Source organism: Sphingomonas sp. PvP055 (assembly GCF_040546365.1).
Taxonomy (GTDB): domain Bacteria; phylum Pseudomonadota; class Alphaproteobacteria; order Sphingomonadales; family Sphingomonadaceae; genus Sphingomonas; species Sphingomonas echinoides_A.
In genome coordinates this window covers 1546796-1562199 of the sequence record NZ_JBEPNS010000001.1, presented here as the reverse complement: position 1 = coordinate 1562199, position 15404 = coordinate 1546796, and the positions used below count along the sequence as shown (strand labels likewise).

At 65.9% G+C, this 15404-nt stretch carries 19 protein-coding genes; 12 read left to right on the top strand and 7 right to left on the bottom strand.

The genetic code is table 11. The features are described from left to right. Positions 1-9: 9 nt before the first annotated feature. The 8 genes from ABIC16_RS07545 to ABIC16_RS07510 all read left to right on the top strand — a co-directional run bounded on the left by ABIC16_RS07545 (position 10) and on the right by ABIC16_RS07510 (position 7534). A complete protein-coding gene (locus tag ABIC16_RS07545) occupies positions 10-1086 on the top strand; it encodes a substrate-binding domain-containing protein (protein WP_354290616.1) in 1077 nt (358 codons plus the stop codon). A 32-nt stretch (positions 1087-1118) separates the two neighbouring features. Then, positions 1119-2495 (top strand): phosphate ABC transporter permease subunit PstC, encoded by a 1377-nt coding sequence (gene pstC / locus ABIC16_RS07540; RefSeq protein WP_354290615.1) that lies wholly within the window; start codon positions 1119-1121, stop codon positions 2493-2495. Further along, positions 2488-3786, top strand: coding sequence for a phosphate ABC transporter permease PstA (gene pstA / locus ABIC16_RS07535; protein ID WP_354290614.1), 1299 nt, complete (start codon positions 2488-2490; stop codon positions 3784-3786). Before pstC ends, pstA begins: the two co-directional genes overlap by 8 nt. Next, positions 3783-4553, top strand: a complete 771-nt coding sequence (gene pstB, locus ABIC16_RS07530) for a phosphate ABC transporter ATP-binding protein PstB (protein ID WP_354290613.1) — start codon at positions 3783-3785, stop codon at positions 4551-4553. Before pstA ends, pstB begins: the two co-directional genes overlap by 4 nt. 11 nt (positions 4554-4564) lie before the next feature. Then, the gene (gene phoU / locus ABIC16_RS07525) at positions 4565-5269 is read left to right on the top strand and encodes a phosphate signaling complex protein PhoU (RefSeq protein ID WP_277969665.1); all 705 of its coding nucleotides are present in this window, start codon (positions 4565-4567) and stop codon (positions 5267-5269) included. Between the two features lie 13 nt (positions 5270-5282). Continuing rightward, positions 5283-5975 (top strand): phosphate regulon transcriptional regulator PhoB, encoded by a 693-nt coding sequence (gene phoB / locus ABIC16_RS07520; RefSeq protein WP_010187105.1) that lies wholly within the window; start codon positions 5283-5285, stop codon positions 5973-5975. 84 nt (positions 5976-6059) lie between these two features. Further along, positions 6060-6449 (top strand): hypothetical protein, encoded by a 390-nt coding sequence (locus tag ABIC16_RS07515; RefSeq protein WP_354290612.1) that lies wholly within the window; start codon positions 6060-6062, stop codon positions 6447-6449. Positions 6450-6634: 185 nt separating this feature from the next. Continuing rightward, on the top strand, positions 6635-7534 hold the full coding sequence (locus ABIC16_RS07510; protein WP_354290611.1) for an SDR family NAD(P)-dependent oxidoreductase: 900 nt from the start codon (positions 6635-6637) through the stop codon (positions 7532-7534). A gap of 125 nt (positions 7535-7659) precedes the next feature. On the opposite strand, the gene ABIC16_RS07505 is transcribed toward ABIC16_RS07510, so the two are convergent. Next, positions 7660-8004, bottom strand: a complete 345-nt coding sequence (locus tag ABIC16_RS07505; protein WP_277969668.1) for a DUF2794 domain-containing protein — start codon at positions 8002-8004, stop codon at positions 7660-7662. Then, positions 8004-8684: a serine O-acetyltransferase EpsC gene (gene epsC, locus ABIC16_RS07500; RefSeq protein ID WP_277969669.1), complete on the bottom strand. Its 681-nt coding sequence runs from the start codon at positions 8682-8684 to the stop codon at positions 8004-8006. The genes ABIC16_RS07505 and epsC overlap by 1 nt, the downstream gene beginning before the upstream one ends. 159 nt (positions 8685-8843) lie before the next feature. Here epsC and ABIC16_RS07495 point away from each other — a divergent pair, with 159 nt between their 5' ends. Next, the gene (locus ABIC16_RS07495) at positions 8844-9623 is read left to right on the top strand and encodes a sulfite exporter TauE/SafE family protein (RefSeq protein WP_277969670.1); all 780 of its coding nucleotides are present in this window, start codon (positions 8844-8846) and stop codon (positions 9621-9623) included. 63 nt (positions 9624-9686) lie between these two features. On the opposite strand, the gene ahpD is transcribed toward ABIC16_RS07495, so the two are convergent. Together ahpD and ABIC16_RS07485 are read right to left on the bottom strand one after the other, a co-directional pair. Further along, on the bottom strand, positions 9687-10208 hold the full coding sequence (gene ahpD, locus ABIC16_RS07490; RefSeq protein ID WP_277969671.1) for an alkylhydroperoxidase, AhpD family: 522 nt from the start codon (positions 10206-10208) through the stop codon (positions 9687-9689). A 129-nt stretch (positions 10209-10337) separates the two neighbouring features. Beyond that, positions 10338-10880, bottom strand: a complete 543-nt coding sequence (locus tag ABIC16_RS07485) for a peroxiredoxin (protein WP_242137481.1) — start codon at positions 10878-10880, stop codon at positions 10338-10340. 151 nt (positions 10881-11031) lie between these two features. On the opposite strand from ABIC16_RS07485, the gene ABIC16_RS07480 reads away from it, so the two are divergent. Then, positions 11032-11931, top strand: a complete 900-nt coding sequence (locus ABIC16_RS07480; RefSeq protein WP_277969672.1) for a hydrogen peroxide-inducible genes activator — start codon at positions 11032-11034, stop codon at positions 11929-11931. Positions 11932-12007: 76 nt separating this feature from the next. Next, positions 12008-12691, top strand: coding sequence for a fasciclin domain-containing protein (locus ABIC16_RS07475; protein WP_354290610.1), 684 nt, complete (start codon positions 12008-12010; stop codon positions 12689-12691). On the opposite strand, the gene ABIC16_RS07470 is transcribed toward ABIC16_RS07475, so the two are convergent. The 3 genes from ABIC16_RS07470 to pgsA are packed head-to-tail and all read right to left on the bottom strand — an operon-like array spanning position 12688 to position 13952. Beyond that, a complete protein-coding gene (locus ABIC16_RS07470) occupies positions 12688-13128 on the bottom strand; it encodes a molybdenum cofactor biosynthesis protein MoaE (protein WP_277969674.1) in 441 nt (146 codons plus the stop codon). The genes ABIC16_RS07475 and ABIC16_RS07470 overlap by 4 nt on opposite strands. Then, positions 13125-13382: a molybdopterin converting factor subunit 1 gene (moaD, locus tag ABIC16_RS07465; RefSeq protein ID WP_277969675.1), complete on the bottom strand. Its 258-nt coding sequence runs from the start codon at positions 13380-13382 to the stop codon at positions 13125-13127. Before moaD ends, ABIC16_RS07470 begins: the two co-directional genes overlap by 4 nt. 3 nt (positions 13383-13385) lie before the next feature. Continuing rightward, positions 13386-13952 carry a CDP-diacylglycerol--glycerol-3-phosphate 3-phosphatidyltransferase gene (gene pgsA, locus ABIC16_RS07460; protein WP_277969676.1) on the bottom strand — a complete coding sequence of 189 codons (567 nt, stop codon included), beginning with the start codon at positions 13950-13952 and terminating at the stop codon, positions 13386-13388. A gap of 152 nt (positions 13953-14104) precedes the next feature. Here pgsA and ABIC16_RS07455 point away from each other — a divergent pair, with 152 nt between their 5' ends. After that, positions 14105-15394 carry an MFS transporter gene (locus ABIC16_RS07455; protein WP_277969677.1) on the top strand — a complete coding sequence of 430 codons (1290 nt, stop codon included), beginning with the start codon at positions 14105-14107 and terminating at the stop codon, positions 15392-15394. The last annotated feature ends 10 nt before the right edge of the window (positions 15395-15404 follow it).

Here is a 15404-nt window from a genome sequence, read left to right as displayed (position 1 = left end):
GGGATCACGATGAACCGGAAACACGCGAATGTCTCGACCGTCGCGAGCCTCTTGGGGGCGGTCGCAGCGATCGGTATGCTGGCGGGCTGTCAGGACCAGGCCAATGGCGGCGGCGCCGGGTCGCGCGATCATATCACCGTGGTCGGGTCGTCCACGGTATTCCCGTTCACCACCATGGTCGCCGAGCGCCTCGTCAACAACCGGCCCGGCACCAAGGCTCCGGCGATCGAATCGACCGGGACCGGCGGCGGGATGAAACTGTTCTGCGCCGGAGTCGGCGCCGCGCATCCCGACATCGAGGACGCCTCGCGCCGGATGAAGGCGAGCGAGTACCGGACGTGCGTCGCCAACGGCGTCACCAAGATCATCGAAGTGCAGATCGGCCTGGACGGAATCGCCTTCGCCGAGGCGAAGAACGGCCCGAAACTGCAACTGACCGCGGTCGACCTGTACAAGGCGCTCGCCGCGCAGCCGAACGGCCAGCCCAACACCGCCAAGACCTGGAAAGACGTCAACCCGGCGCTCCCCGCGATCCAGATCCAGGTCTATGGCCCGCCCTCCACCAGCGGCACGCGCGACGCCTTCGCCGAACTGATCCTCGCGCGCGGTTGCGAGGCGATCCGTCCGCAAATGGCGGCGCTCAAGGAAAAGGACGCACCCGCCTTCGCCAAGGCGTGCACCGCGATCCGCGAGGACGGCGCCTATGTCGACGCGGGCGAGAACGACAATCTGATCGTCCAGAAACTCCAGTCCAACCCGAATGCGATCGGCATCTTCGGCTATTCGTACCTGGAGCAGAACAACGACAAGCTCACCGGCGTGCCGCTCAACGGCGTCGCACCGACCTATGAGACGATCGCGCGCGGCGCCTATCCCGGATCGCGCCCGCTGTATCTGTACGTCAAGGCGGCGCATCTCAGCGCGATCAAGGGCCTGCGCGAGTTCCTCGACCTGTACGCCGCCTCGTGGGAACCCGGCGGTCCGCTGGCCGCCAAGGGGCTGATCGCAGCACCCGAAGACGTGCGCAAACGCAACGCGCAAGTCGTCAAGACCGGCGCGCTCGTCGATCCGTCGCAGCTGCTGTAATCCGTCCTCCAGCCCGAAATCGAGCCTGAAGCGTGTCCTTACTCGCCTTATTCCTGGTCGTTGCCGGACTCGGCCTGATCGGCTGGCTGACCGCGCGGATGCGCGCGGTCGCGTTCCGCCGCGGCAGCACTGCGCGGTTCAGTTCGCTGCCGTCGCACTTCGGCGGCTATGTCGCCTTGTGGACGGTGCTGCCCGCGGCGCTGTTCCTCGCGGTCTGGGCGGCGACGTCCCCTGCCTTGGTCACCAACAGCGTGCTCAAGGACCCGATCGCCGCGCAATTGCCGCCCCCCGGGTTCGACCGCGCGGCGATCCTGTCGGAAGCGCGCAGCCTTGCCGCGGGCACCAGTTTCGGCGCGTTCAACCCACTGGCTGAGAAACTCGCACCGTCCTATGCGGTGGCACAGACCCAGATCGACTGGATCGGCACCGCGGTTGCGCTGCTGCTCGTCTTTGCCACCGGCGGCTTCGCCTATACCCGCGTCCGCCCCGATTTCCGGGCGCGGACGAAGGTCGAGTTCGTCGTGATGGGCGGGCTGCTCGCCGCCTCCCTGATCGCGATCCTGACCACGCTCGGGATCGTCGCGTCGCTGCTGTTCGAATCGTGGCGCTTCTTCGAGATCGTGCCGATCACGGACTTCCTGTTCGGCACGCACTGGAGCCCGCAGGTGATCGACCCCGCCGATCCCGGCGCGACGCTCGGCGCGGTCCCGTTGTTCTGGGGCACCTTCCTGATCGGCGCGGTGATCGCGATGATCGTCGCGATCCCGTTCGGATTGATGAGCGCGGTCTATCTCACGCAATATGCGAGCGGCGCGGCACGCCGCTGGATGAAGCCGATCCTCGAGATCCTCGCGGGCGTGCCGACCGTCGTCTACGGCTATTTCGCCGCGCTGACGGTCGCCCCTGCGGTCCGCGATTTCGCGGTGTCGATCGGCGTCACTTGGGCCAGTTCGGAAAGCGCGCTCGCCGCCGGCCTGGTGATGGGGGTGATGATCATCCCGTTCGTATCCTCGATGGCGGACGATTCGCTGGCGGCAGTCCCCGCCTCGATGCGCGACGGCAGCCTCGCGATGGGGGCGACTTCGTCCGAGACGATCCGCCGCGTCCTGCTCCCCGCGGCCCTGCCCGGGGTGGTCGGCGGCGTGCTGCTCGCGGTGTCGCGCGCGATCGGCGAGACGATGATCGTGGTGATGGCCGCCTCCGGTGTCGCCACGCTGACGCTCAACCCGTTCGCCAGCGCGACCACGGTGACCAAGCAGATCGTCGACTTGCTCACCGGCGAAGCCGAGTTCGACAGCCCCAAGACGCTCGCCGCCTTTGCGCTGGGCCTCACGCTGTTCGTCATCACCCTGCTGCTCAACATCGTCGCCCTCACGGTCGTCAAACGGTATCGCGAAGCTTATGAGTGAAACCCTCGTCGCCCAGCTCCCGGTCGGTCCCGCCGAACCCGCCGAGCGCGCCCCGACCGACTGGCGCACGCAATCGATGCAGCGCCGCATCCGGCAACGTTATGCGGCGGAACGGCGCTTCCGGCTGCTCGGCATGGCCGCGGTCGTCCTGTCCGCGGGCTTCCTCGCCGTGCTGCTCGTAACGATGATCTACAACGGCGCGAGCGGTTTCCTGCGGACGGAGATCGCGCTGCCGGTCGATTTCGCGAACGCCGGACTGACCGTCGATCCCGCGCGGCTCAAGGGTCCCGGCGCGGATCTCGCGCTTGCCGGCGCGGGCGTCGAGAACGCCACCAAGACCGCCGCGATCGCCGCGTTCGGCGCACAGGGCAGCGATCTGCTGTCGGACGGCGCCTGGCTGTCGGTGCGCGCCGCGATCAAGCGCGATCCGGCGATCATGCGCGGACGCTGGATCGTCTGGGTGCCCGCCTCCGACGCGATCGACATCGCCGCCAAGCGCACCGGCACCCCCGAGAACGAAGCGATCGTCGCGCGGTTCAAACAGCGCAATGCCATCGCGACGGGGTTCAACTGGCCGTTCCTGACCGCGTCGGATTCCAACGATTCGACGCGCGCCGGGATCTGGGGCGCGTTCAAGGGGTCGCTGTTCACGATGATCGTGACGTTGCTGATCGCCTTTCCGATCGGCGTGCTCTCGGCACTTTACCTCGAGGAATATGCCCCGCGGAACCGCTGGACCGATCTCATCGAAGTCTCGATCAACAACCTCGCGGCGGTGCCGTCGATCATCTTCGGTCTGCTCGGGCTCGCGGTGTTCCTCGGCACGTTCGGCCTGCCCCGCTCCGCGCCGATCGTCGGCGGTCTTACGCTCGCGCTGATGACGATGCCGGTGATCGTCATCGCCGGGCGCAACGCGATCAAGGGCGTACCCCCGTCGATCCGCGACGCGGCGCTGGGGATCGGGGCGAGCCCGATCCAGGTCGTGTTCCACCACGTCCTGCCGCTCGCGCTGCCCGGCATCCTGACCGGCACGATCATCGGCATGGCCCGCGCGCTGGGGGAAACCGCCCCGCTGCTGATGATCGGGATGCGCGCGTTCATTTCTGCGCCGCCAGCCGGGCTGTCCGATCCGTCGACCGTGCTGCCGGTGCAGATCTTCCTCTGGTCGGATCAGATCGACCGCGGCTTCGTCGAAAAGACCAGCGCGGCGATCATCGTCCTGCTGGTGTTCCTGCTCGCGATGAACGGCATCGCGATCTACCTCCGCAACAAATTCGAGACTCGCTGGTGACCATATCCAACCAACACAAGATCTGCGCCAAACGGGTCAGCGTCTATTATGGGGCGAAGAAGGCGATCGACGACGTGTCGCTCAATTTCGACCAGCGCTACGTCACCGCGCTGATCGGGCCGTCGGGCTGCGGCAAATCGACTTTCCTGCGGACGCTCAACCGGATGAACGACACCGTGCCGGGTGCCCGGATCGAAGGCGACATCACGCTCGACGGCGAGGATATCTATGATCCGTCGATGGACGTGGTGCAGTTGCGCGCGCGCGTCGGGATGGTGTTCCAGAAGCCCAACCCCTTCCCCAAGTCGATCTTTGAGAACGTCGCGTACGGCCCGCGCATCCACGGCCTCGCCGCGAACAAGACGCAGCTCGCCGAGATCGTCGAGCGCTCGCTGCGGCGCGCCGGCCTGTGGGACGAGGTCAAGGATCGGCTGAGCGACAGCGGCACCGCGCTGTCGGGCGGCCAGCAGCAGCGCCTGTGCATCGCGCGCGCGATCGCGGTCGACCCCGAGGTGATCCTGATGGACGAGCCCTGTTCCGCGCTCGACCCGATCGCGACCGCCAAGATCGAGGAACTGATCCACGAACTCAACGGCCGCTATGCCATCGTGATCGTTACGCACAACATGCAACAGGCCGCGCGTGTGTCGCAGCGGACCGCGTTCTTCCACCTCGGCACGCTCGTCGAATATGGCGCGACGTCGGACATCTTCACCAATCCTCGGCAAGAGCGGACCAAGGATTACATCACCGGCCGCTACGGCTGAGGCGAGACACCATGCCAAGCAACGAACATACGATAAAAGCCTTCGATGCCGAGATCGGCCAGCTGCGCGGCTTGATCGCGCAGATGGGCGGGCTCGCCGAACAAGCGATCGGCGCCGCGATGGAGGCGTTGCGGCTCCACGATCTGGAGGGTGCGCGCCGCATCATCGACGGGGACAAGCGGATCGACGCGCTCGAGATCGAGGTCGAGCAACTCGCGGTCCGCATCATCGCGCTGCGCGCTCCGCTTGCGGACGACCTGCGCGAAGTCGTCGCCGCGCTGAAGATCGCGGGCGTGGTCGAGCGGATCGGCGATTACGCCAAGAACATCGCCAAGCGCGTCCCCACGATCGAAAGCCACGGCGAGATCGAGCCGCTGTCGGTGCTTCCCGCGATGTCGGTGCTCGCGGTGCAGATGGTCCACGATGCGCTCGACGCGTTCGCTGCGCGCGATGCCGCCGCCGCGGTCGAGGTCTGCGCGCGCGACCGGCAGGTTGACGATTTCTACAACAGCCTGTTCCGCGTGCTCGTCACGCACATGATGGAAAACCCCAAGACGATCGGTCAGGTCGCGCAATTGCTGTTCATTGCCAAGAACCTCGAACGCGTCGGAGACCATGCCACCAACGTCGCGGAAATGGTGTATTTCGCGGCAACCGGCACGCACATGGCCGAACGCGACCGTGGGCCAATGTCCTATTCAACGCCTACCGCTTGAAGGAATGAACGCCATGGCGCGTGCAAAAATGTTGCTGGTTGAAGATGATGCGGCGCTCGCCGAACTGCTGATATGGCATTTCAAGCGCGAAGACTTCGAGATCGCGCAAACCCCCGACGGCGAGGAAGCACTGCTGCTTGCCAAGGAGAATACGCCCGACATCGTCCTGCTCGACTGGATGGTCGAGGGGCTTTCGGGAATCGAGGTCTGCCGCCGCCTGCGCCGTATGCCCGAGACCGCCAACGTGCCGATCATCATGCTCACCGCGCGCGGCGAGGAAGAGGATCGGGTTCGCGGGCTTGAGACCGGGGCGGACGATTATGTCACCAAGCCGTTCTCCCCGCGTGAACTGGTCGCGCGCGTCGGCGCGGTGCTGCGGCGGGTGCGCCCGGCGCTCGCGGGCGAACAGCTCACCTATTCCGACATCGAGATGGACACGGTCGGCCACAAGGTCCGCCGCTCGGGCGAAGTCATTCCGCTCGGGCCGACCGAGTTCCGCCTGCTCAAGCACTTCCTCGAGCATCCCGGCTGGGTCTTCTCGCGCGAACGCCTGCTCGACGCGGTGTGGGGGCATGACAGCGACATCGAAAGCCGCACCGTCGACGTCCACATCCGGCGTCTCCGCAAGGCGATCAACCGCGGCGATCGGCCCGATATCATCCGCACCGTGCGCTCGGCGGGCTATGCGCTCGATTCGGGAGCGTAAAGATTTTTGGGAGCCATGGGCCAACATGCGCGTTTGTCCCGGCGTGCAGTAAGCGATGCTGCCCTTGATCACAGGAGTTTCTTCATGAAGTTCACCATGTTTGCAGTTCTTGCTGCCGCGGTCGCAATGCCCGCCCTGGCGCAGACGACCCCGACGACCCCCGACACGTCGATGCAGCAGCCCGCCCCCGCGCAGCCCGCTGGCGCGCCCGGCATGCAGCAGGCCCCCGCCGATCCGGCGATGGCCCCCGCAGCACCGGCAGCCCCCGCAGCCGACCCCGCGATGGCACCGGCCGGTGGCCCGGCGATGGCACCGCCAGCAGGTCAGCCGCCGATGGCAGCCCCGGCAGCAGCAGCGCCGATGGCATCGACCACGGAATATCCGGCCTGCTCGCGCACCGTGAAGGACCAGTGCATCGACAAGCGCAACACCGGCGGCGCGCGCAAGGCGTCGATGCGCCGCAGCCGCAAATAATCGTGACGGCGGCGCGTTTCGCGCCGCCGCTTCGAACGACTAGGCCGACGTAGGGGAAAGTCCCTGCGTCGGCTTTTTCATGCCCCGGATTCGGCCGATTCTAGGGCATCGGCGCAGGATTCCCGCCCTTGCGCGGCTTGCGGATTGGCCTAGGACGCGCTCCAAACACGGTAGAGGAGCCCATCATGACCATCCGTTTCGACGACAAGGTTGCCATCGTCACCGGCGCAGGCGGCGGCCTGGGCCGGGCCTATGCCCTCGAACTCGCACGCCGCGGCGCGAAGGTCGTGGTCAACGATCTCGGCGGCGCGCGCGACGGCACCGGCCACAGTGATGCCGCGCTCAAGGTCGTCGAGGAAATCGAGGCGGCGGGTGGCACCGCGATGTCGGATGGCGGCAGCGTCACCGAATATGACCAGATGGTCGCGATGGTCGCCAAGGCCAAGGAAGCCTGGGGCGGCGTCCACATCGTCATCAACAATGCCGGTGTGCTGCGCGACAAGAGCTTCGCCAAGATGGAGCCCGCCGACTTCGAGTTCGTCGTCGACGTCCACCTCACTGGCTCGGCCAACGTCACCAAGGCGGTGTGGGAGACGATGCGCGCGCAGAATTACGGGCGCCTGCTGATGACCGCGTCGTCGACCGGGCTGTTCGGCAATTTCGGTCAGGCGAATTACGGCGCGGCGAAGCTCGGGCTCGCAGGGCTCACCAAGACGCTCGCGATCGAAGGCGCGAAGAACAACATCAAGGTCAACACGATCGCCCCGACCGCGGGGACGCGGATGACCGAGGACCTGTTCCCCGCCGAGGCATTCGCCGCCTTTGCGCCCGAGAAGGTCGCCCCCGCCGCGCTGTATCTCGTGTCGGAAGACGCGCCGACCAACATGATCATCGGCGCAGGCGCGGGCGTGTTCCAGGCGTCCTATGTCACGCTGACGCAGGGCAAGCTGCTCACCGGCGACGATCTGTCGCCCGAAGGCATCGCGGCGCATTGGGCGGAGATCACCGACCGTACCGGCGAACTGACCCCGCAGAGCGGTGCGGAACAGGCGATGAGCATTTTGAAGAAGCTGCAGGGCGGCTGATCCGCCTTGGGGTCGAAGCTTGCGTCCGGTGCAGGCTTCGACTTCGCTCAGCCCGAACGGCGGTAGCGAATACCCGCCCCCCGTTCACCCTGAGCGAGGTCGAAGGGCCCGCGCAACCCCCGCGTCTAGTCCTCGACCACCTTCATCAACCGCCGCTCGACCGGCGCGAGCACCGGCCCCAGCTCATGCCCGCGCTTGAGCACGACGCCCTGTTCGTTGATCAGCGCCCACATACCCTGGCGGTTGCGCAAGGCGGGGCGTTTTTCGATCCGCACTTCCGGACGCTCGGCCGAGCGGCGGAACGCCGCGAACACCGCGACCTCCTGCCCCATGTCCATCGCATAATCGCGCCAGATCCCCGCGGTCACCATCCGCCCATACAGGTCGAGGATACGGTTGAGTTCGAGCCGGTCGAACCCGATCTGCTGCGGCGTCCCGCGCTGCACCGGGAAAGGTGTAACGGTCCCCATCAGGCGCGGTCGCGCACGTCCTGCTGGTCGGCAAGCAAAGCATCCAGCCGCTTGCGCATCGTCTCCAACTCGCAGCGGAGCAATTCGACCTTCTGGGTCTGCGGGTCGAACGCATCGGTGCACGGCGTGCCGTAAGCGAGGAACTGCGCGGTCTGCTTGCCACCGTCGACCATCGTCGCGCGCGCCGGAATGCCAACCATCGTCGCGCCTTGCGGCACGTCGCGCGTGACCACCGCATTTGCGCCGACGCGCGCGCCGACGCCGACCGTGATCGGCCCGAGCACCTGCGCCCCCGAGCCGATGATGACGTTGTCGGACAAGGTCGGATGCCGCTTGCCGGGCACGCCATTGTCGGGGTTGGTCCCGCCCAGCGTGACGCACTGGTAGATCGTGACATTGTCACCGATCTCGGCAGTCTCGCCGATCACAACGAAGCCGTGGTCGATGAAGAAATGCCGCCCGATCTTCGCCCCCGGATGGATGTCGATCGCGGTGAGGAAGCGGCTCATGTGGTTCACCGCGCGCGCGGGGAAGAACAGCCCGGCGCGAAACAGACGATGCGCGACGCGATGATACGCCAGCGCCCAGACCCCCGGATACGTCAGGATCTCCCACCGCGAGCGCGGTGACGGGTCTCTCGCCTTGACCGAATCGAGATAGGCGATCAGCCGTCCCACCATCTGCATAATCCCTGTAATCCGTTCGGCTATTTAGGCCTTCGTGCGGGCGAATTAAAGGTCCGCGCAACCACGATCGACGGTGGCAATACCCGACCAAAGCTATAGGACATTGCCGATACTGCCAAACCGACGCGTCCAAGGACCTGAGAGTACACGCTTATGCCCGATTTCGCCCAGATGGATTTCGCCACGGTCTTCTGGACGATGCTGCCGTTCATCGCGGTCGGCTTCGGTGCGCAGATGGTCGATGGCGCGCTCGGCATGGCGTTCGGGGTCCTTACCAACACCGCCCTGGTCGTGTTCCTCGGGCTGCCGCCGCGTCTCGCCTCCGCGACGGTTCATGCGGTCGAGACCTTCACCACCGCGGCGTCCGGGGTCAGCCACATCCTCCACCGCAACGTCGACTGGAAGCTGTTCCTGCGGCTGGTGATCCCGGGAATGATCGGCGGCGTGCTAGGCGCCTATGTGCTGAGTTCGATCGATGCCGAAATCGCCAAGCCGTTCGTCATGGCGTATCTCGCGTCGATCGGGCTGTACCTGTTGTACCGCGCTTGGCGCGGCCATGTCGAACCGCGCGAACCCAGGATCGTCGAGCCGCTCGGGCTGGTCGGTGGATTCCTCGATGCAGCCGGCGGTGGCGGTTGGGGGCCGGTGGTGACGTCGAACCTGCTCGTCCAGGGCGCGCAACCGCGCAAGACGATCGGGACGGTCAACACCTCCGAATTCTTCCTCACCGCGACGATCTCGGCGACATTCATCGCGACGATCGGGTTTTCGGCGTTCACCGTTCAGGCGATCGGGATCCTGATCGGCGGGGTCGCGGCGGCACCGTTCGGCGCGGTCATCGCGAAACGCGTCCCCGCCCGCCCTTTGATGGGGCTGATCGGCGGATTGCTGACCGCGACCAGCGCCTATTCGGTGTGGGCGGCGCTGACGTAAGGCAGCCCTCCCCGGTTTCGTCATTCCCGCGCTGGCGGGAATGACGAATGAGGGAGCGGTCGATCAGTTGATCGCGGCGTGGACCGTTGCGACCGCCTTCATCACCGCGCCGATCCGGACCGACGTCTGGATCGCCTCGGCGGTGGCGCCGGCCTTCTTCAGGATCTGCTCGTGCGAATCGATGCACATGCCGCACCCATTCATCGCGCTGACCGCGAGGCTGAACAGCTCGAAATCGACCTTGTCGATCCCCGGTTGCCCGATCACGTTCATCCGCAGCTTGGCGGGCATGTTCTGATATTCGGCATTTCCGGCAAGGTGCGTGAAGCGATAATAGACGTTGTTCATCGCCATCACCGCCGCCGCCGCGCGCGCCGCATTGGCCGCTTCCGGGGTCAGCTTGGACGCGACTTCCGCCTCGGCCGCATCGACCAGTGGCTTGTAGCCGGTGGCGTGCGCGCAGGCGAGGAACAGGCCGAACTTCTGCTGGTCGGGCAAATGCGCTTCATTGAGCAGCGATCCGACGTTGAGGCGAATGTCCTTGGCGAAATCCGGGAGCGTCCCGGCGAAATCCTTGAGTGACATGGAATCTGCTTTCTAGCTCCCCTCCCGCTTGCGGGAGGGGTTGGGGGAGGGCCTGACATAGAAAGGGAGGGCGCGTCGGTTGACACGCCCTCCCCTGACCCCTCCCGCAAAGCGGGAGGGGGACTTTGCTTACGCTGCGAGCTGGAGGACGTCGTCGCCCTTGTTCCAGTTGCACGGGCAGAGCTCGTCGGTCTGCAGCGCGTCGAGCACGCGGAGCGTCTCGGCGGGGTTGCGGCCGACGTTCAGGCCGTTGACCTGGACTGCCTGGATGACGTTGTCCGGATCGATGATGAACGTCGCGCGGAACGCGACATGCTCGTTCTTGTCGAGAATGCCGAGCTGCGAAGCGAGCACGCCGCCGTTATCCGCCAACCACGGGAAGTCCGCTGCCGCCAGATCCGGGTCCGACTTGCGCCATGCCAGGTGGACGTGCGCGGTGTCGGTCGATGCGCCGATGAGAACCGCGTCGCGATCCTCGAAGTCGCCCTTCAGGCCGGCATAACCGACGATCTCGGTCGGGCAGACGAAGGTGAAATCCTTCGGCCAGTAGAACAGCACCTTCCACTTGCCCGGGAATGCGTCCTGGCTGAGCGTCTCGCCCGCCGGAAGCGCGCTGGTGCCCTGCTGGACGGGAACGGTGAAGTCGGGGAGCTTGTCGCCGATGGTCAACATGATGGTGGCCTCCTGGTTGAATTTGGGCCTCTCATCGACATCCTCAATAAGCACCGCTTTTGCCACGGCGTCTCGTTGTGATCTCCATATAGGGTCTAGTCTTATCGATCCAAGTGCTTATTTATCGAAAAGTGATCGATTGGAGCGATAAGTGGCAACCTACCTACCGACGTTGAAACAGTTGCAATATCTCGTGGCGCTACAGGACCACGGCCATTTCGGGCGTGCCGCCGAATCGTGTTTCGTCACCCAATCGACACTCTCGGCGGGGCTGCGCGAGCTCGAAACGCTGATCGGCGTGACGCTGGTCGAGCGCACCCGGCGAGTCGTCCGCTTCACCCCGCTCGGCGAGCGGATCGCAGAGAAAGCGCGACGCGTGCTGCGCGAGGCGGACGAACTCGGCGACATGGCGCGTGCGGCGGGCCGGCCGCTGTCGGGTGAGATGCGGATGAGCGTCATCCCGACGATCGCGCCGTTCATGCTGCCACGCATCCTGCCGCGGCTGCGACGCGACTATCCCGACCTCAAACTGTTCCTGCGCGAAGAACCGAGCGGCGCCGCGTGCGAGGGCCTGCATCACGGTCGCGCCGATTGCGTCTTGCTCGCCCTGCCCTTCGCGTGCGGCGAAGTGGATTCGGAAGTCCTGTTCGAAGACCGGCTGTTCGTCGCGGGCGCGCCCGACGAAATGGGCGATGCCACGCTCGCCATGCCTGCGGGTGAAATCGACGAGACCCGGATGCTGCTGCTCGAGGACGGCCATTGCCTCAAGGACCACGCGCTGTCGGCGTGCGCGCGTCCGGAATTGCGCGCAGAAGCGACGATGCTGGGGACCTCGCTCCACACCATCGTCCAGATGATCGACAACGGATTGGGGCTGACAATGCTCCCCGAGATGGCGCTCAAGGCCGGCATCCTCGACCACACCGGCCTGGTCGCACGACCGCTCGACGCGAGCAGCCCATCGCGCAAGATCGCGCTCGTCTGGCGGCGCGGTTCGCCGCGCGAGAAGGACTTCCAGCTGCTCGCCACCGCCCTCGCCGAGGCGGCCTGACGAAACCATTTCGTTGCTCAACCGTATTTATGCCGCGCAGCCCGAACGGGTCGCGACAATTTTACCGGAGAGCCTCATGACCCTCAAGACCACTTTGTACGCCACTGCGATGGCCAGCGTCCTTTCGATCGGCGTCGCCGCAACCGCGCAGACCGCAACGCCCCCAGGCGCCCCGACCGCAGCCGCGCCCGCAATGCAGGCGGCTCCCGCACAGGGTACGCCGATGCAGGCTGCACCGGCTGCCGGCACCCCCGCTGCGCCCGCCGCCACGACCAACCCGACGGTCGGCGGCGCCGCAATGGATGCCACCAAGACGGTCGTCGACAACGCAGCCGCCGCGCCGAACCTCAGCACGCTGGTAAGCGCCGTCAAGGCAGCGGGTCTTGCAACCACGCTGGCGGGCCCAGGTCCGTTTACCGTGTTCGCCCCGACCAACGATGCGTTCACGCGCCTCGCGCCGGGCACCGTCGACACGCTGATGAAGCCCGCCAACAAGGCGACGCTGGTCAAGGTCCTGACGTATCACGTCGTTCCGGGCACGATCACGCTCGCGGACCTGCAGCAGAAGGCGACCGCAGGCGGCGGCAAGGTCGTGCTGACCACCGTCGAGGGTGAGCCGCTGACGGTCGAGATCGCAAATGGTGCAGTCCAGCTGACCGACGTCAACGGCAACAAGAGCTATGTCGAGACGCCCGACGTCCGCCAGTCGAACGGCGTCGTCCATGTCGTCAACGGCGTGGTCCTGCCGAAGCTGAACTAAGCCTTCCACCGCGCGGCGGCGACATCGTCGCTGTCGCGCGGTTCTACCCAGCTGGTCTCGCCGCCGCGCGTTTCCTTCTTCCAGAAGGGCGCCTCGGTCTTCAGGCGATCGATCAGGAACGCGCAGGCCTCTAACGCCGCACCACGGTGCCGCGCCGCCGTTCCCACGAACACAACGATCTCCCCCGGGTGCATGTCCCCCACCCGGTGCGTAATGCGCGCGCCGATCAGGTCCCAGCGGGCGATCGCCGTATCCGCAAGCGCGCGCAAGGCCGCCTCGGTCGCGCCGGGGTAATGTTCGAGCGACAGGATCGCCACGCCGTCGTCGCTCCGGACCAGGCCGACGAACGTCGCGATGCCCCCCGCCCCGCTTGCCGAGATCGCAGCGAACTCGGTACCCGCGTCAATCGTCGCTTCGCTGACCGTGACCGTCATCATCCGCCCGTCACCGGAGGAAAGATCGCAACTTCCCGCGGCGACCCCAGCGGCGCGTCGAGCGCGACGAACACCTGATCCACCGCGGCGCGCAGCCGGTTCCGGTCGACGAACGCGGCGGCATGATCCGTGCTGCCCGCCGCCAACCAGTCAATCAGCGCGGCGACCGTCGTCACCTCGGACGGGGGCGAGACGGTTTCGCTCGCCTTGCCGATCCGTTCACGCACCCACGCAAAATACAACATCTCGATCGTCACAGGTCAGTCCATATGCTTCAGGCCGACGCGCAGGTAATCCCAGCCCGTCACCAGCGTGAGCGCCGCAGCGCCCCATAACGTGATCAGCCCGACCTGATCGACCCACGGATAGGCGGTGAGCGCCCCCCCGAGGATGAGCGCGCCGAGCGACACGAGTTGCAGCGTCGTCTTCCACTTGGCGAGTTTCGAGACGGGCACGGAAACCTGCAGCTGCGCCAGGAATTCGCGCAGGCCCGACACCGCAATCTCGCGCAGCAGGATCACCAGCGCCGCGATCTGGTGGATTCCGGGGATGATCGCGGGCTCCGGCCCGCGCGTTCCGACGAGCAGCAGGATGACCGCCGCCACCATGATCTTGTCCGCGATCGGATCGAGAAACACGCCCAGCTTCGAGACGGTGCCCTGCGTCCGCGCGAGATAACCGTCGAAATAGTCGGTAATCCCCATCAGGCAGTACAGCACGAAACCGGCCGCATAGCCGTCCAACCAGTCCGGCCACCACAGGAACCACGCGAGCAAGGGGATCGCGACGATACGCGACAGGGTGAGGAGGTTGGGAAGAGTCAACACACCCCTGCTCTACCCTTGCCACGCGCCGGACGAAACCCCGTGCGGGTAAATCGTGTCGGCCAAGGGGTTTGGAGATTGGCGGGTTGCCGCTTGGCGGGCGGGTGGGCTATGGACACGGCTTATTTCCGCCACATCGAGGCCACGATCCCATCATGCACAACGCGCTCGGCTTGCTGAAGGAGCGCCGTTTTCTCCCGTTGTTCGTCACCCAGTTCCTCGGCGCGCTCAACGACAATCTGTTCAAGACGGTGATGGTACAGTTCGCGATCTACAAGATCTTCGCGGACCCCAAGCTGGAACAGAATTTTACGGCATTGGCGACAGCCCTCGGTATCCTTCCGTTCTTCCTGTTCTCCGCGCTTGCCGGACAGTTGGCGGATACGAACGACAAGGCCAAGATCATCCGCATCGTAAAGACGGCGGAGATCCTGATCATGATCATTGGCGCCGGTGGGCTGATGCTCGCCTGGACCGGCTATTCGACCGTCGGGCTGGTGCTGATGCTGTTCGCCACGCTGTGCCTCGGGGTCCATTCGGCGTTCTTCGGCCCGATCAAATACGCCATCCTGCCGCAGCATCTGCACGAGGATGAAGTCCTCGGCGGGACGGGTCTGGTCGAGTCGGCGACCTATATCGCGATCCTGCTCGGCACGATTCTCGGCGGGTTCATGGCGGTGCAGCATGCCGCGATCGCGGTGCTGACGGTTGCGATCGTGGGCTGGCTGGTGTCGTTCAAGGTCCCCCCGGCGGCGCGCGAGGGCAAGGAACTGGTCGTCAATTTCAACCCGTTCACGTCGTCGTGGCGGCTGATTTCGGGGACGATGCACATCCGTCGCCTGTTCCTCGCGATCTGCGCGATCAGCTTCTTCTGGACCATGGGGTCGATCCTGATCATCGTGTTCCTGCCGCTCGCCAAGAACGTGCTGACCGCGAACAACCACGTCTTCACTATGATGACCGCGTTGTTCTCGATCGGCGTCGCGATCGGATCGGTGCTGATCAACTCGCTGTTGAAGGGGCATACCTCCGCCAAATACGCGCCCGCGTCAGTCCTTGCGATGGGCGGGTTCGTCGTGGTGTTCTCGCTGCTGGTGCGCGGCTGGCCGGAGGCGCCGATCGGCACGCTCTACGATCTGGCGAGCTTCATCGCGATCCCGCGCGCGATCGTGCTCGTGCTGGTGCTGATGGGGATCGCGATCACCGGCGGGATGTTCGTGGTGCCGCTCTACGCCTTCCTGACGACGACCGTGTCGAAGGACGAGACCGCGCGCACGGTGGCGGCGAACAACGTCGTCAACGCGGGCGCGATGACGATCGGGGCCTTGGGCGTGCAGGGCCTGACCCTGGCGGGCGTGACGCCGGACAACATGCTGCTGGTGGTCGCCGCCATGTGCCCGGTCTCGGCGTGGATCGCCTGGAAACTCCACGTCGCCTGCGACTGATGGGTCGACG